General features: G+C 34.6%; 32 protein-coding genes. 31 read left to right on the forward strand and 1 reads right to left on the reverse strand.

Annotated features, from left to right (window positions below; translation table 11 throughout):
- Positions 1 to 12: 12 nt before the first annotated feature.
- The 29 genes from rpsC (at position 13) to JG554_RS03650 (ending at position 16,330) form a co-directional block, all read left to right on the forward strand.
- On the forward strand, positions 13 to 666 hold the full coding sequence (rpsC, locus tag JG554_RS03510) for a 30S ribosomal protein S3 (protein WP_019468646.1): 654 nt from the start codon (positions 13 to 15) through the stop codon (positions 664 to 666).
- A 2-nt stretch (positions 667 to 668) separates the two neighbouring features.
- The gene (rplP, locus tag JG554_RS03515; RefSeq protein WP_019468647.1) at positions 669 to 1,103 is read left to right on the forward strand and encodes a 50S ribosomal protein L16; all 435 of its coding nucleotides are present in this window, start codon (positions 669 to 671) and stop codon (positions 1,101 to 1,103) included.
- Positions 1,093 to 1,302, forward strand: coding sequence for a 50S ribosomal protein L29 (gene rpmC, locus JG554_RS03520; RefSeq protein WP_002482620.1), 210 nt, complete (start codon positions 1,093 to 1,095; stop codon positions 1,300 to 1,302). Before rplP ends, rpmC begins: the two co-directional genes overlap by 11 nt.
- A 26-nt stretch (positions 1,303 to 1,328) precedes the next feature.
- On the forward strand, positions 1,329 to 1,592 hold the full coding sequence (rpsQ, locus tag JG554_RS03525) for a 30S ribosomal protein S17 (protein WP_019468648.1): 264 nt from the start codon (positions 1,329 to 1,331) through the stop codon (positions 1,590 to 1,592).
- 30 nt (positions 1,593 to 1,622) lie between these two features.
- Entirely contained in the window at positions 1,623 to 1,991 is a 369-nt protein-coding gene (gene rplN, locus JG554_RS03530) for a 50S ribosomal protein L14 (protein WP_019468649.1), read from the forward strand.
- A 41-nt stretch (positions 1,992 to 2,032) separates the two neighbouring features.
- On the forward strand, positions 2,033 to 2,353 hold the full coding sequence (rplX, locus tag JG554_RS03535; RefSeq protein ID WP_040029978.1) for a 50S ribosomal protein L24: 321 nt from the start codon (positions 2,033 to 2,035) through the stop codon (positions 2,351 to 2,353).
- A gap of 22 nt (positions 2,354 to 2,375) precedes the next feature.
- Positions 2,376 to 2,915, forward strand: coding sequence for a 50S ribosomal protein L5 (gene rplE / locus JG554_RS03540; protein WP_203265371.1), 540 nt, complete (start codon positions 2,376 to 2,378; stop codon positions 2,913 to 2,915).
- A gap of 21 nt (positions 2,916 to 2,936) precedes the next feature.
- Positions 2,937 to 3,122, forward strand: a complete 186-nt coding sequence (locus JG554_RS03545; RefSeq protein ID WP_046208421.1) for a type Z 30S ribosomal protein S14 — start codon at positions 2,937 to 2,939, stop codon at positions 3,120 to 3,122.
- A 31-nt stretch (positions 3,123 to 3,153) separates the two neighbouring features.
- Positions 3,154 to 3,552, forward strand: a complete 399-nt coding sequence (gene rpsH / locus JG554_RS03550) for a 30S ribosomal protein S8 (RefSeq protein WP_019468652.1) — start codon at positions 3,154 to 3,156, stop codon at positions 3,550 to 3,552.
- 27 nt (positions 3,553 to 3,579) lie between these two features.
- Positions 3,580 to 4,116, forward strand: coding sequence for a 50S ribosomal protein L6 (gene rplF / locus JG554_RS03555; RefSeq protein WP_019468653.1), 537 nt, complete (start codon positions 3,580 to 3,582; stop codon positions 4,114 to 4,116).
- 31 nt (positions 4,117 to 4,147) lie between these two features.
- Positions 4,148 to 4,510 (forward strand): 50S ribosomal protein L18, encoded by a 363-nt coding sequence (rplR, locus tag JG554_RS03560; protein WP_046208420.1) that lies wholly within the window; start codon positions 4,148 to 4,150, stop codon positions 4,508 to 4,510.
- A 20-nt stretch (positions 4,511 to 4,530) separates the two neighbouring features.
- On the forward strand, positions 4,531 to 5,028 hold the full coding sequence (rpsE, locus tag JG554_RS03565) for a 30S ribosomal protein S5 (protein ID WP_019468655.1): 498 nt from the start codon (positions 4,531 to 4,533) through the stop codon (positions 5,026 to 5,028).
- Positions 5,029 to 5,044: 16 nt separating this feature from the next.
- The gene (rpmD, locus tag JG554_RS03570) at positions 5,045 to 5,224 is read left to right on the forward strand and encodes a 50S ribosomal protein L30 (protein ID WP_002482630.1); all 180 of its coding nucleotides are present in this window, start codon (positions 5,045 to 5,047) and stop codon (positions 5,222 to 5,224) included.
- A 16-nt stretch (positions 5,225 to 5,240) separates the two neighbouring features.
- On the forward strand, positions 5,241 to 5,681 hold the full coding sequence (gene rplO, locus JG554_RS03575) for a 50S ribosomal protein L15 (RefSeq protein WP_046208824.1): 441 nt from the start codon (positions 5,241 to 5,243) through the stop codon (positions 5,679 to 5,681).
- Positions 5,681 to 6,973 carry a preprotein translocase subunit SecY gene (gene secY / locus JG554_RS03580; RefSeq protein WP_046208418.1) on the forward strand — a complete coding sequence of 431 codons (1,293 nt, stop codon included), beginning with the start codon at positions 5,681 to 5,683 and terminating at the stop codon, positions 6,971 to 6,973. Before rplO ends, secY begins: the two co-directional genes overlap by 1 nt.
- A gap of 17 nt (positions 6,974 to 6,990) precedes the next feature.
- Positions 6,991 to 7,641 carry an adenylate kinase gene (locus tag JG554_RS03585; RefSeq protein WP_019468658.1) on the forward strand — a complete coding sequence of 217 codons (651 nt, stop codon included), beginning with the start codon at positions 6,991 to 6,993 and terminating at the stop codon, positions 7,639 to 7,641.
- Positions 7,642 to 7,814: 173 nt separating this feature from the next.
- Complete coding sequence (infA, locus tag JG554_RS03590; RefSeq protein ID WP_001118443.1) at positions 7,815 to 8,033, forward strand: translation initiation factor IF-1; 219 nt, start codon at positions 7,815 to 7,817, stop codon at positions 8,031 to 8,033.
- A 31-nt stretch (positions 8,034 to 8,064) separates the two neighbouring features.
- Positions 8,065 to 8,178 (forward strand): 50S ribosomal protein L36, encoded by a 114-nt coding sequence (rpmJ, locus tag JG554_RS03595; protein ID WP_002482634.1) that lies wholly within the window; start codon positions 8,065 to 8,067, stop codon positions 8,176 to 8,178.
- A 21-nt stretch (positions 8,179 to 8,199) separates the two neighbouring features.
- Positions 8,200 to 8,565: a 30S ribosomal protein S13 gene (gene rpsM, locus JG554_RS03600; RefSeq protein WP_046208417.1), complete on the forward strand. Its 366-nt coding sequence runs from the start codon at positions 8,200 to 8,202 to the stop codon at positions 8,563 to 8,565.
- Between the two features lie 23 nt (positions 8,566 to 8,588).
- Positions 8,589 to 8,978, forward strand: a complete 390-nt coding sequence (gene rpsK, locus JG554_RS03605) for a 30S ribosomal protein S11 (protein WP_019468660.1) — start codon at positions 8,589 to 8,591, stop codon at positions 8,976 to 8,978.
- 76 nt (positions 8,979 to 9,054) lie between these two features.
- Positions 9,055 to 9,999, forward strand: a complete 945-nt coding sequence (locus JG554_RS03610) for a DNA-directed RNA polymerase subunit alpha (protein WP_019468661.1) — start codon at positions 9,055 to 9,057, stop codon at positions 9,997 to 9,999.
- 18 nt (positions 10,000 to 10,017) lie between these two features.
- Positions 10,018 to 10,386 carry a 50S ribosomal protein L17 gene (rplQ, locus tag JG554_RS03615; RefSeq protein WP_046208416.1) on the forward strand — a complete coding sequence of 123 codons (369 nt, stop codon included), beginning with the start codon at positions 10,018 to 10,020 and terminating at the stop codon, positions 10,384 to 10,386.
- 496 nt (positions 10,387 to 10,882) lie between these two features.
- The gene (locus JG554_RS03620; protein ID WP_046208415.1) at positions 10,883 to 11,695 is read left to right on the forward strand and encodes an energy-coupling factor transporter ATPase; all 813 of its coding nucleotides are present in this window, start codon (positions 10,883 to 10,885) and stop codon (positions 11,693 to 11,695) included.
- Positions 11,692 to 12,555 (forward strand): energy-coupling factor transporter ATPase, encoded by an 864-nt coding sequence (locus JG554_RS03625; protein WP_203265372.1) that lies wholly within the window; start codon positions 11,692 to 11,694, stop codon positions 12,553 to 12,555. The genes JG554_RS03620 and JG554_RS03625 overlap by 4 nt, the downstream gene beginning before the upstream one ends.
- Entirely contained in the window at positions 12,545 to 13,351 is an 807-nt protein-coding gene (locus JG554_RS03630; protein WP_070037684.1) for an energy-coupling factor transporter transmembrane component T family protein, read from the forward strand. The genes JG554_RS03625 and JG554_RS03630 overlap by 11 nt, the downstream gene beginning before the upstream one ends.
- A 3-nt stretch (positions 13,352 to 13,354) precedes the next feature.
- Complete coding sequence (truA, locus tag JG554_RS03635; RefSeq protein WP_046208412.1) at positions 13,355 to 14,161, forward strand: tRNA pseudouridine(38-40) synthase TruA; 807 nt, start codon at positions 13,355 to 13,357, stop codon at positions 14,159 to 14,161.
- Positions 14,162 to 14,363: 202 nt separating this feature from the next.
- Positions 14,364 to 14,801, forward strand: coding sequence for a 50S ribosomal protein L13 (gene rplM, locus JG554_RS03640; protein WP_046208411.1), 438 nt, complete (start codon positions 14,364 to 14,366; stop codon positions 14,799 to 14,801).
- Between the two features lie 19 nt (positions 14,802 to 14,820).
- Positions 14,821 to 15,213: a 30S ribosomal protein S9 gene (rpsI, locus tag JG554_RS03645; protein ID WP_019468668.1), complete on the forward strand. Its 393-nt coding sequence runs from the start codon at positions 14,821 to 14,823 to the stop codon at positions 15,211 to 15,213.
- Positions 15,214 to 15,580: 367 nt separating this feature from the next.
- The gene (locus JG554_RS03650; protein WP_238394788.1) at positions 15,581 to 16,330 is read left to right on the forward strand and encodes an alpha/beta hydrolase; all 750 of its coding nucleotides are present in this window, start codon (positions 15,581 to 15,583) and stop codon (positions 16,328 to 16,330) included.
- Between the two features lie 79 nt (positions 16,331 to 16,409).
- Here the strand turns inward: JG554_RS03650 and JG554_RS03655 are convergent, their stop codons facing one another.
- Positions 16,410 to 17,405 carry an LLM class flavin-dependent oxidoreductase gene (locus JG554_RS03655; RefSeq protein WP_070037690.1) on the reverse strand — a complete coding sequence of 332 codons (996 nt, stop codon included), beginning with the start codon at positions 17,403 to 17,405 and terminating at the stop codon, positions 16,410 to 16,412.
- 144 nt (positions 17,406 to 17,549) lie between these two features.
- On the opposite strand from JG554_RS03655, the gene JG554_RS03660 reads away from it, so the two are divergent.
- Both JG554_RS03660 and JG554_RS03665 read left to right on the forward strand, forming a co-directional pair.
- Entirely contained in the window at positions 17,550 to 18,557 is a 1,008-nt protein-coding gene (locus JG554_RS03660; protein ID WP_064209390.1) for an NADP-dependent oxidoreductase, read from the forward strand.
- Between the two features lie 17 nt (positions 18,558 to 18,574).
- Complete coding sequence (locus tag JG554_RS03665) at positions 18,575 to 19,582, forward strand: zinc-binding alcohol dehydrogenase family protein (RefSeq protein WP_070037693.1); 1,008 nt, start codon at positions 18,575 to 18,577, stop codon at positions 19,580 to 19,582.
- Positions 19,583 to 19,624: the final 42 nt, after the last annotated feature.

The following is a 19,624-nucleotide window of genomic DNA, read 5'->3' on the forward strand; positions in this document are numbered from 1 at the left end:
GGAGGGAACACTGTGGGTCAAAAAATTAATCCAATTGGACTTCGTGTCGGTGTAATCCGTGATTGGGAAGCTAAATGGTATGCAGAAAAAGACTTCGCATCATTATTACACGAAGATTTAAAAATCCGTAAGTTTATTGATAACGCATTAAGTGAAGCTTCAGTTTCTCATGTAGAAATTGAACGTGCTGCTAATCGTATCAACATCGCTATTCACACTGGTAAACCTGGTATGGTAATCGGTAAAGGCGGTTCAGAAATAGAAAAACTTCGTAACAAATTAAATTCATTAACAAATAAAAAAGTACACATCAACGTAATTGAAATCAAAAAAGTAGATTTAGATGCTAAATTGGTAGCGGAAAACATTGCGCGTCAATTAGAAAATCGTGCATCTTTCCGTCGTGTACAAAAACAAGCTATTACAAGAGCGATGAAACAAGGCGCTAAAGGTATCAAAACACAAGTATCTGGTCGTTTAGCTGGTGCTGATATCGCTCGTGCAGAACAATATTCAGAAGGAACTGTTCCACTTCATACACTACGTGCTGACATAGGCTATGCACACGCAGAAGCAGACACAACTTATGGTAAGTTAGGTGTCAAAGTGTGGATTTATCGTGGAGAAGTTCTTCCTACTAAGAACACTAGTGAAGGAGGAAAATAATAATGTTACTACCAAAACGTGTTAAATATCGTCGTCAACATCGTCCTAAAACAACTGGTCGTTCTAAAGGCGGTAACTATGTAACATTTGGTGAGTATGGTTTACAAGCAACTACAACGTCTTGGATCACATCTCGTCAAATCGAATCAGCTCGTATTGCAATGACTCGTTATATGAAACGTGGCGGGAAAGTTTGGATCAAAATCTTCCCACACACACCTTACACTAAAAAACCTTTAGAAGTTCGTATGGGTGCTGGTAAAGGTGCCGTTGAAGGCTGGATTGCTGTTGCAAAACCAGGTAGAATTTTATTTGAAGTTGCAGGCGTAAACGAAGAAGTTGCGCGTGAAGCATTACGTTTAGCTAGTCACAAACTTCCAGTTAAAACTAAGTTTGTAAAACGTGAAGAATTGGGTGGTGAAACAAATGAAAGCTAAGGAAATTAGAGACTTAACCACTTCTGAAATCGAAGAACAAATCAAATCTTCAAAAGAGGAGCTTTTTAACCTACGCTTTCAGTTAGCTACAGGACAATTAGAGGAAACTGCACGTATTCGTACAGTAAGAAAAACGATTGCACGTCTAAAAACTGTTGCTCGTGAAAGAGAAATTGAACAAGGTAAGGCTAATCAATAATCAAATTGAAAGAGGAGGTTACTAAAGTGAGCGAAAGAAATGATCGTAAAGTTTATGTAGGTAGAGTCGTTTCCGATAAAATGGATAAAACAGTAACTGTACTTGTTGAAACATACAAAACACACAAACTATATGGCAAACGAGTAAAATACTCTAAAAAATACAAAACACATGATGAAAACAACTCAGCTAAATTAGGGGACATCGTTAAGATTCAAGAAACACGTCCTTTATCAGCAACTAAGCGTTTCCGTTTAGTAGATATTGTTGAAGAATCAGTAATTATTTAATAAACAGTGAAGATAAAGGAGGTTTAACTCATGATCCAACAAGAAACACGATTAAAAGTAGCAGATAACTCTGGTGCACGTGAAGTACTTACAGTCAAAGTATTAGGTGGATCTGGTCGTAAAACAGCGAACATTGGTGACGTAATCGTCGTTACTGTTAAACATGCTACACCAGGCGGCGTTGTCAAAAAAGGTGAAGTAGTTAAAGCTGTTGTTGTACGTACTAAATCAGGTGTACGTCGTAATGACGGTTCATATATCAAATTTGATGAAAATGCATGTGTCATCATTCGTGACGACAAAGGCCCACGTGGTACTCGTATTTTTGGACCAGTTGCGCGTGAATTACGTGAAGGTAATTTCATGAAAATTGTATCATTAGCTCCAGAAGTACTTTAATAAACTATTTATAAATATATAAATTTAAGGAGGTGCCACACATGCATATCAAAAAAGGTGACAACGTAAAAGTTATCGCAGGTAAAGACAAAGGTAAAGAAGGTAAAGTAGTAGCTACTGAACCTAAAAAAGACCGTGTCGTTGTGGAAGGTGTTAACACTATTAAAAAACACCAAAAACCAACTCAATTTAATCCTGAAGGTGGAATCTTAGAAACAGAGGCAGCAATCCATGTTTCTAATGTACAATTATTAGACCCTAAAACGAATGAACCTACTCGTGTAGGTTACAAATTCGAAGACGGTAAAAAAGTTAGAATTGCAAAAAAATCTGGCGAAGAAATTAAATCTAATAATGAATAATTAATTGAAAGGAGGATCCACTGTGAATCGTTTAAAAGAAAAATTTAATACTGAAGTTACAACGGACATAGTAAAAAAATTCAACTATAGTTCTGTAATGGAAGTACCAAAAATAGAAAAAATTGTAGTAAACATGGGTGTTGGTGATGCTGTACAAAACTCTAAAGTATTAGATGATGCTGTAGAAGAATTACAAGCTATCACTGGTCAAAAACCATTAGTAACTAAAGCGAAAAAATCTGTCGCTACATTCCGTTTGCGTGAAGGTATGCCAATCGGTGCTAAAGTAACTTTACGCGGTGAAAGAATGTATGACTTTTTAGATAAATTAATTGCGGTATCACTTCCACGTGTTCGTGACTTCCGTGGTGTATCAAAATCAGCATTTGACGGTAGAGGTAACTACACTTTAGGTGTTAAAGAACAATTAATTTTCCCTGAAATCGACTATGACCGAGTAAGTAAAATACGAGGAATGGATATCGTTATCGTAACAACTGCTAACACTGACGAGGAAGCTCGTGAATTGTTAACACAATTCGGTATGCCATTTCAAAAATAATCTCTAAAGGAGGCTAATTAAGTGGCTAAAAGTTCAATGGTTGCTAAGCAACAAAAAAAACAAAAGTTCCAAGTACGTGAATATACGCGTTGTGAACGTTGTGGTCGTCCACATTCTGTATATCGTAAATTTAAATTATGCCGTATTTGTTTCCGTGAATTAGCTTATAAAGGCCAAATCCCTGGCGTTCGTAAAGCTAGCTGGTAATAGAAAAAAGTCTGAAAGGAGGCAACATTCAATGACAATCAACGATCCAATTGCAGATATGCTAACTCGTGTAAGAAACGCAAACATGGTGCGTCACGATAAGTTAGAATTACCTGCATCAAATATTAAAAAAGAAATTGCTGAAATATTAAAAAGTGAAGGTTTCATTAAAAACGTAGAATACGTTGAAGACGATAAACAAGGGGTTATCCGTTTATTCCTTAAATATGGTCAAAACAATGAACGTGTTATCACTGGATTAAAACGTATCTCAAAACCAGGTTTACGTGTTTATGCTAAAGCAAACGAAGTACCTAAAGTATTAAATGGTTTAGGTATTGCATTAGTTTCTACTTCTGAAGGTGTAATCACTGATAAAGAAGCAAGAAAACGTAATATTGGTGGAGAAATCTTAGGTTACGTTTGGTAATAATTAATAACAAGGAGGTGCGATAACATGAGTCGTGTTGGTAAAAAAATTATTGACATCCCTAGCGACGTTACAGTAACTATCGAAGGAAATACAGTTTCTGTTAAAGGTCCAAAAGGCGAATTATCACAAACAATGAATGAAAGAATGACATATAAGCAAGATGAAAACACATTAGAAGTTGTTAGACCAACTGATTCTCAAAATGATAGAACAGTTCATGGTACAACTCGTGCTTTGATTAATAATATGATTCTAGGTGTTAAAGATGGCTATAAAAAAACACTTGAGCTTGTAGGTGTTGGTTACCGTGCTCAAATGCAAGGTAATGACCTAGTATTAAACGTTGGATACTCACATCCAGTTGAATTTAAAGCTGAAGATGGAATCACTTTCGGTGTTGATAAAAACACTACAGTAACTGTAGAAGGTATTTCAAAAGAACAAGTTGGAGCGATTGCTTCAAACATCCGTTCAGTAAGACCTCCAGAACCTTACAAAGGTAAAGGAATCCGTTACCAAGGTGAATACGTTCGCCGTAAAGAAGGTAAAACTGGTAAATAATAAATAACTTTCAGAAGAAAGGAGTAATAAAATGATCAGCAAAATTGATAAAAACAAAGTGCGTTTGAAAAGACATGCACGTGTCCGTAACAAATTGTCTGGCACTGCTGAAAAACCACGTCTAAATGTTTATCGTTCAAACAAACACATTTATGCACAAGTTATCGATGATGTTAATGGCAAAACATTAGCACAAGCTTCAACACAAGAAAAAGATCTAGCTAATGAAACTGGATCTAAAGTTGATTTATCAGCTAAAGTCGGCGAAACAATTGCTAAAAGAGCAAATGAAAAAGGCGTAAAAACAATTGTATTTGACCGCGGAGGATATTTATATCACGGACGTGTTAAAGCATTAGCAGAAGCAGCTCGTGAAAATGGTTTAGAATTTTAATTTAAAGGAGGGACATTTACATGGCTCGTAGAGAAGAAGCGAAAGAATTTGAAGAACGCGTTGTTACAATTAATCGTGTTGCAAAAGTTGTAAAAGGTGGTCGTAGTTTCCGTTTCAGCGCTTTAGTAGTAGTTGGAGATAAAAACGGTCGCGTTGGATTCGGTACTGGTAAAGCACAAGAGGTACCTGAAGCAATCAAAAAAGCAGTTGAAGCAGCTAAGAAAAACTTAGTTGAAGTTCCACGTGTCGAAGGTACAACTCCTCACATGATTACTGGACAATTCAGTTCAGGTAGTGTATTAATGAAACCAGCTGCACCTGGTACTGGTGTTATTGCGGGTGGTCCTGTTCGTGCGGTATTAGAACTAGCAGGTATCACTGATATCTTAAGTAAATCTTTAGGTTCAAACACACCAATCAACATGGTGCGTGCAACAATTAATGGATTACAAAACCTTAAAAATGCTGAACAAGTTGCGAAATTACGTGGCAAGTCAGTAGAAGAATTATATAATTAAGGAGGGAAAATAAGTTATGGCTAAATTACAAATTACCCTCACTCGTAGTGTTATAGGTCGTCCAGAAACACAACGTAAAACTGTTGAAGCTTTAGGTTTGAAAAAAACAAACTCTTCAGTAGTTGTTGAAGATAACCCTGCTATTCGTGGGCAAATCAACAAAGTAAGTCACTTAGTGACAGTAGAAGAAAAATAATTAAGGAGGTGCCGAAATGAAATTACATGAGTTAAAACCAGCAGAAGGTTCTCGTAAAGTTCGTAACCGCGTAGGTCGTGGTGCAGCTACTGGTAACGGTAAAACTAGTGGCCGTGGACAAAAAGGACAAAAAGCGCGTTCAGGTGGTAGTATCAGACCAGGATTTGAAGGTGGACAATTACCTTTATTCCGCCGTTTACCAAAACGAGGTTTTACTAACATTAACCGCAAAGAATATGCTATTGTTAACTTAGACCAACTTAATAAATTTGAGGATGGTACTGAAGTAACTCCTGCTTTATTAGTAGAATCTGGTGTAGTTAAAAGTGAAAAATCTGGTATTAAAGTACTAGGTAACGGTTCACTTGACAAGAAGTTAACAGTGAAAGCTAACAAATTCTCTGCTTCTGCAGCAGAAGCTATTGATGCTAAAGGCGGAGCACACGAGGTGATCTAATGTTTCAAACGCTTGTGAGCTTCTTTACTACAAAAGAAGTTCGTAACAAGATCTTTTTTACGCTCGCAATGTTAGTTATTTTTAAAATAGGTACTTATATTCCAGCACCTGGCGTAAATCCAGCTGCTTTTGACAGTCAACAAGGTTCTCAAGGTGTCACTGACTTACTGAATACGTTTGGTGGCGGAGCCTTGCAGAACTTTTCTATCTTTGCCATGGGTATAATGCCATATATTACTGCATCAATTGTGATGCAGTTATTACAAATGGATATTGTTCCAAAGTTTTCAGAGTGGGCAAAACAAGGTGATGCAGGTAGAAAGAAACTTAATAACGTAACCCGTTATTTTGCGATTGTACTTGCTTTTATCCAATCAATAGGAATGGCGTTCCAATTTAATAATTATTTACAAGGTCAACTTATTATGGATCAGTCCGTAATAAGCTACCTGACAATAGCTGTTGTATTAACAGCTGGAACAGCGTTTTTAATTTGGATAGGTGAACAAATCACTCAATTCGGTGTTGGTAATGGTATTTCCATCATTATCTTTGGAGGTATTTTATCTTCATTACCTTCATCATTAATCCAGTTTTACCAACAGTCCTTTGTAGGACAAGATGACACAACTTTAGCATGGTTAAAAGTTATTGGGTTAATTGTTGGAATGATATTGCTAACAGTTGGTGCAATATTCGTACTACAAGCTATTAGAAAAATACCAATTCAATATGCGAAAAAACAGTCTGCACAACGATTAGGTTCACAAGCAACATATTTACCTTTGAAAGTTAACTCTGCAGGGGTTATCCCAGTCATCTTTGCAATGGCGTTCTTCTTATTACCAAGAACATTAACTTTGTTCTTCCCTGATGCAAGTTGGGCGCAAAAAGTATCTGACGTTGCAAATCCATCGAATAATATAGGGATGATTGTTTATGTAATCCTTATTATTGCATTTGCATATTTCTATGCATTTGTACAAGTCAATCCTGAAAAGATGTCTGATAACCTTAAAAAACAAGGAAGTTATGTTCCGGGTATTAGACCTGGCGAACAAACAAAAAAATATATTACTAAAGTTCTCTACAGATTGACCTTTGTAGGATCAATATTCTTAGCTGTCGTTGCTATACTACCAATCATTGCTACTAAGGTGATGGACTTACCACAATCGATTCAAGTCGGTGGTACAAGTCTACTTATCGTAATTGGTGTTGCGATTGAAACAATGAAGAGTCTTGAAGCTCAAGTGAGTCAAAAAGATTATAGAGGCTTTGGTGGTAGATAAATTGTAGGAGGGCACTTATGAATATCATTTTAATGGGTTTACCTGGCGCAGGTAAAGGAACTCAAGCGAGTGAAATTGTTAAGAAATTCCCAATTCCACACATATCTACTGGAGACATGTTCAGAAAAGCGATTAAAGATGAAACGGATTTAGGCAAAGAAGCTAAATCATACATGGATCGTGGAGAATTAGTCCCTGATGAAGTTACTGTGGGCATCGTAAAAGAAAGAATTTCTGAAGACGATGCAAAAAAAGGATTCTTACTTGACGGCTTTCCTCGTACTATTGAACAAGCAAAAGCATTAAGTGAAATCATGCAAGAATTAGATAGAAAAATTGATGCTGTTATCAATATAGAGGTACCTGAAGAAGAATTAATGAACCGCCTTACTGGTCGTAGAATTTGCGAAAAATGCGGGCACACTTATCATCTTGTATTCAATCCTCCAAAAGTTGATGGCATTTGTGATATTGACGGTGGTAAATTATACCAACGTGAAGATGACAACCCAGAGACAGTTGCAAATCGTTTAAATGTCAATGTGAAACAATCTAAGCCAATCCTAGAATACTATGATAATGAAAATGTATTGAAAAACATTGATGGTTCAAAAGATATTAACGAAGTTACTTCAAACGTAATCGATATTCTTGAGAATCTAAAATAGTATCAACTTTGTACGGTCTATGTAATGCCAAGAGTATAAACGAAAAAGAGTGACAATGCGATATAGTAATTCATTTTAATTTTGTTGAACTTATTAACAACACTTATAGACTCGTAGGGTTAGAGTTGATCTTAGACGATAACCAACTATTGTAAAAAGGGGGAAGTTAATAAATGGCTAAGCAAGATGTTATTGAATTAGAAGGTACAGTATTAGATACTTTACCAAATGCAATGTTTAAAGTAGAATTAGAAAATGGTCATGAGATTTTAGCTCACGTTAGTGGTAAAATCAGAATGAATTATATTCGAATTCTACCTGGCGACAAAGTAACTGTAGAAATGTCTCCGTATGATTTAACACGCGGAAGAATTACGTATCGTTATAAATAATCGTCACTCCATAATATAGGGAGGTATTAAAATGAAAGTAAGACCATCAGTAAAACCAATTTGCGAAAAATGTAAAGTCATTAAACGTAAAGGTAAAGTAATGGTAATTTGTAGCAATCCAAAACACAAACAAAGACAAGGTTAATAAAGAGAGGTGTAAATAATTATGGCACGTATAGCAGGAGTAGATATTCCACGTGAAAAACGTATTGTTATTTCGTTAACTTATGTATATGGTATCGGTACTACTACAGCTCAAAAAATTGTTGAAGAAGCAAATGTATCTGCAGATACACGCGTTAAAGACTTAACTGATGACGAATTAGGTCGTATCCGTGAAGTAATCGACAATTATAAAGTAGAAGGTGACTTACGTCGTGAGCAAAACTTAAACATTAAACGTTTAATGGAAATCTCATCATACCGTGGTATCCGTCACCGTCGTGGATTACCAGTACGCGGACAAAAAACAAAAAACAATGCTCGTACTCGTAAAGGCCCAGTTAAAACTGTAGCTAACAAGAAAAAATAATAGGTAAAGGAGGCAAATTTTAAATGGCACGTAAACAAGTATCTCGTAAACGTAGAGTGAAAAAGAATATTGAGAATGGTGTAGCACATATCCGCTCAACATTCAATAATACAATCGTAACTATTACTGATGAATTTGGTAATGCTTTATCATGGTCATCAGCAGGTGCACTTGGATTTAAAGGATCAAAAAAATCAACACCATTCGCAGCACAAATGGCATCAGAAACTGCAGCTAAAGCAGCTATGGAACATGGTTTGAAAACTGTTGAAGTTACAGTTAAAGGTCCTGGCCCAGGTCGTGAATCAGCGATCCGTGCATTACAATCAGCTGGATTAGATGTAACTGCAATCCGTGACGTTACTCCAGTACCACATAATGGTTGTCGTCCACCAAAACGTCGTCGCGTATAATATTATCGTTATTGTCGCAAGTCACTGAGAAACACAGTACAATTCAAGTCGACGTAATCAAGGAGGATATTTGTAAATGATTGAAATCGAAAAACCTAGAATTGAAACAATTGAAATTAGTGAAGATGCTAAATTCGGTAAGTTCGTTGTTGAACCACTAGAACGTGGCTACGGTACTACACTAGGAAACTCCTTACGTCGTATCCTACTATCTTCATTACCAGGTGCAGCCGTTAAATACATCGAAATCGAAGGTGTATTACATGAATTCTCAGCAATAGATAATGTTGTAGAAGATGTTTCAACAATTATCATGAACATCAAAAAACTAGCATTGAAAATTTATTCTGAAGAAGATAAAACATTAGAGATTGATGTAAAAGATGAAGGCGAAGTTACTGCAAGTGACATCACACATGATAGTGATGTAGAGATTTTAAATCCTGAGATTAAGATCGCAACAGTATCTAAAGGTGGACATTTAAAAATCCGTCTTGTTGCTAATAAGGGTAGAGGTTACGCATTAGCAGAACAAAATAACACTAGTGATTTACCAATTGGTGTAATTCCAGTGGATTCACTATATTCACCAGTAGAACGTGTTAACTATACTGTAGAAAACACACGTGTAGGTCAAAGTAGTGATTTTGATAAATTAACTTTAGATGTTTGGACTAATGGTTCTATTACGCCACAAGAGTCTGTTTCTCTAGCGGCAAAAATCTTAACTGAACATTTGAACATCTTCGTTGGATTAACTGATGAAGCTCAAAATGCTGAAATCATGATTGAAAAAGAAGAAGATCAAAAAGAAAAAGTACTTGAAATGTCTATTGAAGAATTAGACCTATCTGTACGTTCATATAACTGTTTGAAACGCGCAGGTATTAATTCTGTTCAAGAATTAGCTGATAAATCTGAAGCAGATATGATGAAAGTGCGCAATTTAGGACGTAAATCATTAGAAGAAGTTAAATATAAACTTGAAGATCTAGGTTTAGGTCTTAGAAAAGAAGATTAATATAAAGGAGGTTAACTCATGGGTTACAGAAAATTAGGACGTACATCTGATCAACGTAAAGCGATGTTACGTGACTTAGCTACTTCACTTATTGTAAGTGAGCGTGTTGAAACTACAGAAGCACGTGCAAAAGAATTACGTAGTGTTGTTGAAAAATTAATCACTTTAGGTAAAAAAGGAGATTTAGCATCTCGTCGTCAAGCTGCTAAAACTTTACGTAATGTTGAAATCTTAAATGAAGATGAAACAACACAAACTGCACTTCAAAAATTATTTGGTGAAATTGCTGAACGTTATACAGAACGTCAAGGCGGTTACACTCGTATCCTTAAAGTAGGCCCTCGTCGTGGTGACGGTGCTGAATCAGTAATTATAGAATTAGTTTAATTTAAATACACATACTACTATGTATAAAGCAAATGAGTGCAACGATAATGTTTGCCACATACAAATATTGTCTAGCTCAGAGTACCCCATCAAACTTAATAAATTTTAAAGCGTGAACTCAAATATGATGGGGTGCGCGCTTTTTTTTTGTTAGTCCCCCTTAATTCGAAGAATTTAGGGGGACTTATGCAATTGCAAAGCAATAGCGAACCACTGAGCCTTAATTCGAAGAAGATAAGGAATGCCTTCACGGAGTGGAGACATGAGCAGTTCTAGCTAATCAGCGATTTGTTTATAAATTCATATAAGTTTATTGTTAGGTATCAGTAATTGTTAATCGTGAAATATAATCTTTAGATGTTTAATGGTATCTTTTTGAAGACTCAATAAATGAGATTTAAAAGAAAAATTAGTGAAGAAGAAGTGCTTATTTATTATTTTTCATGTAAAATGATTAAGTATATGATTAATATTTTTGATTTAGGAGATAACTGACATGGTAACGCAAGCAGAAGAAATAATTAAATTTGATCACGTATCTTTTAAATATAATAGCGATGAACCACTTGCGTTAAATGATGTATCATTTAGCATACCAAGAGGTAAATGGACTTCTATAGTAGGCCACAATGGTTCAGGTAAATCAACGATAGCAAAACTGATGATAGGCATTCAAAAACCTTTTGAAGGCCAAATTTATTTGAACGGTATAAGTATCAATGATGATAACTTAAATGAGTTAAGACAACATATAGGAATTGTATTTCAAAATCCAGAAAATCAATTTGTAGGGTCTACTGTAGAATTTGATGTAGCTTTTGGTTTAGAAAATAATGCGATAACTTACGAAAAGATGCACGAAATTGTACCCAAAGCATTAGCGGATGTAGATATGTTGGATAGAGCCACATATGAGCCGCAATCACTTTCAGGTGGTCAAAAACAGCGTGTCGCAATCGCAGGTGTCTTAGCATTAAATACGGATATCATTATATTAGATGAAGCGACGTCTATGTTAGATCCAGAAGGCAGAACAGAATTAATTTCATTAATTCACCGTTTAAAAGAAGAAAAAGATGTGACAATCATTTCCATCACTCATGATTTATCAGAAGCTATAGATGCGGACCATTTAGTTGTTTTAAACCAAGGTTCCTTATATCAAGCAGGTTTGCCTCAAGTTATTTTTAATAAAGGAGCGGCACTGACACAAATTGGTTTAGATTTACCGTTTGCAATGAGAATGAGCCAACAACTCTTAGGTGTTACTGACTATATTTCTTACGAAAGGTTGGTAAGCAAATTATGACTGTTAAATTTGATCAAGTATCTTATGTTTATCAAAAAGGAACACCTTATGAGCATCTTGCATTGAAAGACATTGTAACCACTTTTGAACAAGGGAAGTATTATGCAGTAATTGGTCAAACAGGCTCAGGCAAGTCTACATTAATTCAGCATATTAATGGACTACTCAAACCTTCACATGGCTCTTTAGAGGTCAATGATGTCCAAATTACACATAAAACTAAAGATAAGTATTTAAAACAAGTACGAAAACGTGTGGGGGTAGTATTCCAGTTTCCAGAATCACAACTTTTTGAAGACTCAGTAGAACGAGAAATATTATTTGGACCTAAAAATTTTAATATGTCACTTGAAGAAGTAAAAGTACGGGCATTTCAATTATTAATCGAATTCGGTTTTAATAGAGATATACTTGAACAATCGCCTTTCCAAATGTCGGGAGGCCAAATGAGAAAAATAGCAATTACTTCTATCTTAGCTATGGATCCAGATATTGTCATATTAGATGAACCCACTGCAGGTCTTGATCCTAAAAGTAGAAATCAAATCATGGAAATGTTAAAGAAACTTCAAGTTGAACAACATAAAACAATCATATTAGTCACGCATGAAATGAATGACGTTGCAAAATATGTTGATGAAGTAAAAATTATTAAGCAGGGCAAATTAGTTGAAAGCTGTTCTCCAAGAAAATTGTTTAATGCAAATGACTATGTTAAAGACATGCACTTGGATGTTCCAGACATCGTTAAATTACAGAGAGACATTGAAGCAAAACATCAAATTAAATTTGACCGTATTGCATTAACCGAATCAGAATTCACTGAGATGTATAAGGAGTGGCAAAAAAATGAGAGATAAGTTTATTATAGGACGTTATCTTCCATTAGACACTTTTGTACATCGTCGTGATCCACGTGCAAAATTAATTTTTGTCTTTTTATTTATTATATTAATATTTTTTGCACATTCATTTTTTACTTATTTATGGTTATTTATAATCATTGTAACCATGATGAAAACTGCTCATATAAAAGCTTGGTTTTTAATTAATGGGTTAACCCCAATATGGATTTTTCTGATTTTCACCTTTTTAATGCATTTATTTTTAACTAAAGGTGGTATACGGATATTTGAATTCGGTTTTATTTCAATTGATACACATGGTATTTTAGAAGGTATTTATATTGTCTTGAGGTTAATGTTTATCATTATGGTGTCTACAATTATGACTTTAACGACAAGTCCTTTAGATCTTACTGATGCATTTGAAAGGTTATTATACCCATTAAAGTTGATAAAAATACCTGTACATTTACTGAGTATGATGATGTCAATTGCTTTACGTTTTATTCCAACTTTAATGAATGAACTGGATAAAATTATCTTAGCACAGAAATCAAGAGGTTCTGAAATCAGTTCAGGGGGATTAATCAATAGAGTGAGCGCGTTTATACCTTTGTTAATTCCTTTATTTATCTCAGCTTTCCAAAGAGCTGAAGATTTAGCAATTGCAATGGAAGTACGTGGTTATGATACAAACAAACAGCGAACGAGTTATCGTCAATTAAACTGGCAAAAGTCTGATAGCTTGTTATTGATATCAATAATACCAATAGCAATAATATTATTTGTGTTAAAGTATATGGGAGTGTAAAGGATGGTTCGTGTTTTAGTAAATATTTCGTATCAAGGTAGTCAATTCTTAGGTTTTCAAATTCAAAATAATGGTAGAACGGTACAACAGCAATTTGAAAAAATACTTAAGCGCATGCACAAGCGACATGTTAGAATTCATCCTAGTAGCCGAACTGATCGTGGTGTGCATGCAATAGAGCAATATTTTCATTTTGATTCAGAGCTTAACATTTTACCAGATCAATGGCAGTATGCAATGAATCGGGCATTACCTGATGATATTTTTGTGAAACATGTTTCATTTGTAGATGCGTCATTCCACTGTAGATATGATTGTGTGGGTAAAACTTACCGCTATAAAGTTTATCAATCACCTAATAAAAATCCATTTGAATGTGGTTTGAAAGCACACGTACCTGAAAGTTTAGACTTTGAAAAGATGTCTCAGGCTGCCAGTTTATTTATGGGTACACATGACTTTACTGGTTTTTGTTCTCAAAAAACAGAAGTTGAAAGTAAAGTACGTACTCTATATGAAAGTAGAATCGAAAAAACAGAATATGGTTTTGATTATGTAGTTACTGGTTCAGGGTTTTTATATAATATGGTACGTGTGTTAGTTGCATTTTTAATTGGTGTGGGTAAAGAGAAATTTCAGCCTGAGTCAGTTCCACAATTATTAAAAGCGAAAGATCGCAATAAAGTTCCGTTTACTGCACCAGCAGAAGGATTATATTTGGAACATATATACTTGTCTCCCGAAGCACTCATAAGTGATTTTGGTGAAGACATAAAAATATATCAAAAAAAATCCACACAAAATAGGTAAATTACATTGACAAAACACCATAAAAATTATACGATAACTAACGGTATTGTTTTATATCACCCCACGATAAGCCCCGGAATCTTATTGTGTAACAAGATATAGAAGCACGTAGAAATTATAAATTAACAAAATAAATGCATTTAAGTTTAAATATCATTTCAATTAGACAAGAAACATTTATTTATTCTAGGAGGACAATTATATGCGTCAAACATTTATGGCTAATGAAGCAAACATTGAGCGCAAATGGTATGTTATTGATGCTGAAGGTCAAACACTTGGTCGTTTATCATCAGAAGTAGCTGCTATTCTACGCGGTAAAAATAAAGTAACTTATACACCACACGTTGATTCAGGTGATTATGTAATTATCATCAACGCTGCTAAAATTCAATTCACTGGTAATAAAGAACAAGACAAAATGTATTACCGTCACAGTAACCACCCAGGCGGAATCAAATCAATCTCTGCTGGTGAGTTAAAAGCTAAAAACCCAGAACGTTTACTTGAAAACTCAATTAAAGGTATGTTACCAAGCACACGTCTAGGTGAAAAACAAGGCAAAAAATTATTTGTATATGGTGGCGCTGAACATCCACACGCTGCACAACAACCAGAAAACTACGAGTTACGTGGTTAATTAAAAGGAGGAAATTACATTGGCACAAGTTGAATATAAAGGCACAGGCCGTCGTAAAAACTCAGTAGCACGTGTACGTTTAGTACCTGGCGAAGGTAACATTACTGTTAACCACACTGATGTACGTAGCTACTTACCATTCGAATCATTAATCTTAGACTTAAACCAACCATTTGATGTTACAGAAACTAAAGGTAACTATGATGTATTAGTTAACGTTCACGGTGGTGGTTTCACTGGACAAGCACAAGCTATCCGTCACGGTATCGCACGTGCTTTATTAGAAGCAGATCCTGAATATAGAGGTTCATTAAAACGCGCTGGATTACTTACACGTGACCCACGTATGAAAGAACGTAAAAAACCAGGTCTTAAAAAAGCTCGTCGTTCACCACAATTCTCAAAACGTTAATATATCAAATACAGTGGCGAATACGCTTCACCTACAGATTTGTACATTAATTGCTTAAGTAATTGGTGTTTATATAGCAACAATATTTCTAACTTCCCATATTTGTATGGGAAGTTTTTTTTGATTTATAAAATATTAAAAAAACAAACTTTGCTACTTTTAAAATTCAAAGCATTTGGTTTACTTTAGTAAGTTCAGTTAGTATGAAGTATAATAAAGTAAAATGGTATTAGAGGTTATACATATGGCGTTCAATAAATTAAAACATCTCTTGAAGCAATTGGTTTTCGTGTTAATATTTATTTTTTTAGCTAGTATTGTCGTTTTGACTTTGAATCAACTGTTTTACAAAACCCACATTAAAAACATGTCTAACGAGACATCGATTCCTACATTTTATTTGCATGGTTTTGCCGGTACAGCTAATTCAGAAAAATACATGGTTAATTCAGCAGTGCAAAATAATATTACAAATGACGTTGTTGAGGCCAAAGTTTCATCAAAGGGAAAGGTGACATTTAATAAAAATATAGTTAATAATATGAAACGCCCGATTATAAAAATCATTTTTGAAGATAATGAAGAAAAAGATTTAGAAAAAGATGCGCAATGGATTAAAAATGTTATGGTTGCTTTTAATGCAAAATATCATTTTAAAAAATTCAATTTTGTAGCTCATTCTATGGGAAATCAATCATTTAGTTACTATATGTTAAAGTATGGTGATGATAGTGCCTTACCTAAGTTAAATAAGCAAGTGAGTTTAGCTGGAAACTTTAACGGGGAAGTGGATATCAATGGTTTGGACTTAAATATATATTTAGATAAAAATGGCAAACCTAACAGGATGTTAAAAGCATATCGAAATTTATTATCTATGCAAGCGCACTATCCTAAAAATGCTGAAGTGCTTAATATTTATGGAGATTTAAAAGACGGAACCCTTTCTGATGGTAGAGTTACAAATGTATCTTCAGAATCGTTAAGGTATCTCTTGTCAAATCACGTTAAAACTTATAAAACATACAAAGTATATGGACCAAAAGCAGAACATAGTGAGCTCCATGATAATAAAAAAGTTACAGATCAAATGAATGCATTTCTTTGGGGCTTATAAATGAAAAAGATAACTCTATGATTTTAGAATTATCTTTTGTACAGTTTTGAATCCATGTTATTTACTCATTCTAAAAGGCTTAAAATGTATTATTTTCAGCTGCTAATAATTGTAGTAAGTTTTTGCGATTTGCTTCACCATATACATGTGGCTGTATCATCATTTCATCTGCATTATATTGATTTGCGATAGCTTTAAGTTGAGTGAAAACTTCATTTGGCAAACCACTGATAACACGTGCTTTATTTTGATGCATTTTTTCTATTTCTCTAGTGGATGGCTGTCTTTGTTGCGCAAATGTAATTGATGGATAATGACTAGGTTGTTTTAAATAATTAATGCGTAATAGCCATAGATGAAAAGCTTGTTCTAACTCTTTGATTTTTTGAATGTCATTTGCTGTGATGACAAAAGTTGAAATAATAACATAAGGTGTTCGGTTTGGATGAAGTTCTGAAAATAGCTTACGATAAACAGCGATAGATTGTTTAACTTTATTTTTATTTTTCCCCATTAAAGCGGTGACAAAAGGTAAGCCGTGTTGTGCAGCGAGTTCAGCGCTATTTTGACTTGTGCCTAATAAATGCATATTAGGTTGCGTTGGGATTAAAGGCGTGGCGTATAATCCAGGAAATCTTTGCTTTTGAATGTCATCATTAAAATAGTTTGTTAGATCCACAATTTGTGTTTCAAAATCAATGTTAGCTGTTTTGTTTTCATTTAACGCTTGATTTACATTTTTAAAACTGAAAGAGCGGCCAATGCCTAAATCTACTCTACGAGGGTGACGTCCTTCTAATATTTTAAAGACTTCTGCTATTTTATAAGCACTATAGTGAGGAAGCATAACGCCACCACTGCCAATGCGTATCGAAGTCGTATTTTCTAACAAAGCCATCATAATCATTTCTGGAGCACTAGAAGCAACTGACAATACTTTGTGATGTTCAGCAACCCAAAATCGATAAAAACCTAATGATTCAGCAAGTTGAGCTAATTCAACAGAATGATTTATCGCTTGAGTGGTGTTACTACCTTCAAATATTGGGACATAGTCTAGTATACTTAATCGCATGTTTACATTCTCCTTCATTACAATCATTTAAGTGCTCTATTCTGTTTATCATAACATGTGGACAAAATATCAAATAAGCGATTTGATTGATTGCATCACCTCATCACTATAAAATAGAAGAAAAGATGAAATGGAGGCAAAATAATGAAAACAGAAAGCATTGTATTAGCAAAACGTCCAGAAGGTATACCTTCAGATGATGTATTTAGATACGAAACTGTTGAAATAGATGAGCCTAGTAAAGATGAGATTCAAATTGAAGCGATATATATTTCGGTAGATCCATATATGCGTGGCAGAATGGATGATAGTAAATCTTATATTCAACCATTTCAATTGGATGAACCATTGGCAGGTCATATTGTTGGAAAAGTAATACAATCCAATGCTGATGGTTTTGAACAAGGCGATTATGTTGTAGGTATGCTACCTTGGCAAAAACACACAAATGTATCAGCACAAAGTGTTACGAAAATTACCCAGCGAGACATTCCACTATACTTATATCTTAGCGTACTAGGTATGACTGGCCAAACAGCATATCACGGATTGCTAAAAATTGGACAACCAAAAGAAGGGGAAACAGTTGTTGTATCTGCAGCTTCAGGAGCTGTGGGTTCAGTAGTAGGTCAAATTGCTAAACTCAAAGGTGCTCGTGTAGTTGGTATTGCAGGTGGAACAAGTAAAACAGAATATTTAACTGATCAATTAGGATTTGATGCTAGCGTAGATTATAAAGCTGATAACTTCTCAGAGCAATTAGCTCAAGCGGTGCCTGATGGTGTAGATGTTTATTTTGAAAATGTTGGTGGACACATTGCAGATGAAGTTATGAAACACTTAAATCAATTTGCTAGAATTCCAGTATGTGGAGCGATTTCTGGTTATAATGATAAGGGTATTGAGCATGGTCCACGGATTCAACCAATTTTAATAAAATCACAAGCACTTATGAAAGGGTTTGTTGTGGCTAATTATGCAGACGACTTTAAACAAGCTAGTCAGCATCTTGCACAGTGGGTAAATGAAGACAAAATAAAAACAAAAACTTCAATCGTAGAAGGATTTGAAAACGTGCCTAATGCATTTAGAAATTTATTTACTGGAGACAATTTTGGTAAACAAGTGGTTCAAGTATCAGATAATTTATAACTAAAGGAGATGCACATATGAAAGCAATTGGTGCAGACAAACCGTTTACATTAGATGAGGGTAATCAATTTTATGAAATGGATATAGAGACGCCAAAACCTCAGCAGCGTGAGTTATTAGTACGTTTAACAGCTATTAGCGTTAATCCAGTAGATACGAAAATTAGACAATCGTCTATAAATGAGTCGCCAAGAATTCTAGGTTATGATGCTGTAGGCATTGTAGAAGATTTAGGTGAAGATGTTAAACAATTTAAAATTGGAGATGAAGTTTATTACTCAGGCTCACCATCATATCAAGGCTCAAATCAGACCTATCAACTTGTTGATGAACGCTTAGTAGCATTAAAGCCAAGTAATATTAGTGATACAGCAGCGGCAAGTTTACCATTAACTGGCTTAACAGCATCAGAGACACTTTTTGATGTTTTTAATATTTCTAAGAATCCTGAAGAAAATAAAGGTAAATCCTTATTAATAATTAATGGAGCAGGTGGCGTAGGCAGTATCGCGACACAGATAGCAAAATATTACGGATTACATGTCATCACCACTGCATCACGTGATGAAACGTATAATTGGTCAAAATCATTAGGTGCGGACATCGTGTTGAATCATAAAAATAATTTGACAGATGAATTTAAAAAATATGAAATTAGTGAAGTAGATTATATTTTTTGTACTTTTGATACGGACTTATATTATGAAAAAATGATTGAACTTGTAAAACCACGTGGTAAAATTGCGACAATTGTTGCTTTCAATCATGAGCAAGATTTGAATTTACTAAAGCCTAAAAGCATAACCTTTACTCATGAATATATGTATTCAAGACCTTTGAATCAAACAGAGGATATGGCTATTCACGGTACGTATCTAAAAGACATCACTGATAAAGTAGAATCTGGTGATTATCAACCAACAGCAAATGAAGTGTTAAAAGGATTAACAGCAGATAATATTTTTGAGGCGCATAGAAAAATGGAAAATCATAGAATGGTCGGTAAATTGGTTATTTCAATTTAACAAAAGTGAAAAATATTCTTAACGAAAACACTGTTAGTTATA

This window comes from Staphylococcus sp. 11-B-312 (assembly GCF_016743055.1).
GTDB lineage: Bacteria > Bacillota > Bacilli > Staphylococcales > Staphylococcaceae > Staphylococcus > Staphylococcus ureilyticus.

Coding starts and splice junctions, on each gene's coding strand:
- rplP (WP_019468647.1), top strand. CDS start 669: ATGTTACTACCAAAACGTGTTAAATATCGTCGTCAACATCGTCCTAAA.
- rpmC (WP_002482620.1), top strand. CDS start 1,093: ATGAAAGCTAAGGAAATTAGAGACTTAACCACTTCTGAAATCGAAGAA.
- rplN (WP_019468649.1), top strand. CDS start 1,623: ATGATCCAACAAGAAACACGATTAAAAGTAGCAGATAACTCTGGTGCA.
- rplX (WP_040029978.1), top strand. CDS start 2,033: ATGCATATCAAAAAAGGTGACAACGTAAAAGTTATCGCAGGTAAAGAC.
- rpsH (WP_019468652.1), top strand. CDS start 3,154: ATGACAATCAACGATCCAATTGCAGATATGCTAACTCGTGTAAGAAAC.
- rplF (WP_019468653.1), top strand. CDS start 3,580: ATGAGTCGTGTTGGTAAAAAAATTATTGACATCCCTAGCGACGTTACA.
- rplR (WP_046208420.1), top strand. CDS start 4,148: ATGATCAGCAAAATTGATAAAAACAAAGTGCGTTTGAAAAGACATGCA.
- rpsE (WP_019468655.1), top strand. CDS start 4,531: ATGGCTCGTAGAGAAGAAGCGAAAGAATTTGAAGAACGCGTTGTTACA.
- rpmD (WP_002482630.1), top strand. CDS start 5,045: ATGGCTAAATTACAAATTACCCTCACTCGTAGTGTTATAGGTCGTCCA.
- rplO (WP_046208824.1), top strand. CDS start 5,241: ATGAAATTACATGAGTTAAAACCAGCAGAAGGTTCTCGTAAAGTTCGT.
- secY (WP_046208418.1), top strand. CDS start 5,681: ATGTTTCAAACGCTTGTGAGCTTCTTTACTACAAAAGAAGTTCGTAAC.
- JG554_RS03585 (WP_019468658.1), top strand. CDS start 6,991: ATGAATATCATTTTAATGGGTTTACCTGGCGCAGGTAAAGGAACTCAA.
- infA (WP_001118443.1), top strand. CDS start 7,815: ATGGCTAAGCAAGATGTTATTGAATTAGAAGGTACAGTATTAGATACT.
- rpmJ (WP_002482634.1), top strand. CDS start 8,065: ATGAAAGTAAGACCATCAGTAAAACCAATTTGCGAAAAATGTAAAGTC.
- rpsM (WP_046208417.1), top strand. CDS start 8,200: ATGGCACGTATAGCAGGAGTAGATATTCCACGTGAAAAACGTATTGTT.
- rpsK (WP_019468660.1), top strand. CDS start 8,589: ATGGCACGTAAACAAGTATCTCGTAAACGTAGAGTGAAAAAGAATATT.
- JG554_RS03610 (WP_019468661.1), top strand. CDS start 9,055: ATGATTGAAATCGAAAAACCTAGAATTGAAACAATTGAAATTAGTGAA.
- rplQ (WP_046208416.1), top strand. CDS start 10,018: ATGGGTTACAGAAAATTAGGACGTACATCTGATCAACGTAAAGCGATG.
- JG554_RS03620 (WP_046208415.1), top strand. CDS start 10,883: ATGGTAACGCAAGCAGAAGAAATAATTAAATTTGATCACGTATCTTTT.
- JG554_RS03625 (WP_203265372.1), top strand. CDS start 11,692: ATGACTGTTAAATTTGATCAAGTATCTTATGTTTATCAAAAAGGAACA.
- JG554_RS03630 (WP_070037684.1), top strand. CDS start 12,545: ATGAGAGATAAGTTTATTATAGGACGTTATCTTCCATTAGACACTTTT.
- truA (WP_046208412.1), top strand. CDS start 13,355: ATGGTTCGTGTTTTAGTAAATATTTCGTATCAAGGTAGTCAATTCTTA.
- rplM (WP_046208411.1), top strand. CDS start 14,364: ATGCGTCAAACATTTATGGCTAATGAAGCAAACATTGAGCGCAAATGG.
- JG554_RS03650 (WP_238394788.1), top strand. CDS start 15,581: ATGTCTAACGAGACATCGATTCCTACATTTTATTTGCATGGTTTTGCC.
- JG554_RS03655 (WP_070037690.1), bottom strand. CDS start 17,405: ATGCGATTAAGTATACTAGACTATGTCCCAATATTTGAAGGTAGTAAC.
- JG554_RS03660 (WP_064209390.1), top strand. CDS start 17,550: ATGAAAACAGAAAGCATTGTATTAGCAAAACGTCCAGAAGGTATACCT.
- JG554_RS03665 (WP_070037693.1), top strand. CDS start 18,575: ATGAAAGCAATTGGTGCAGACAAACCGTTTACATTAGATGAGGGTAAT.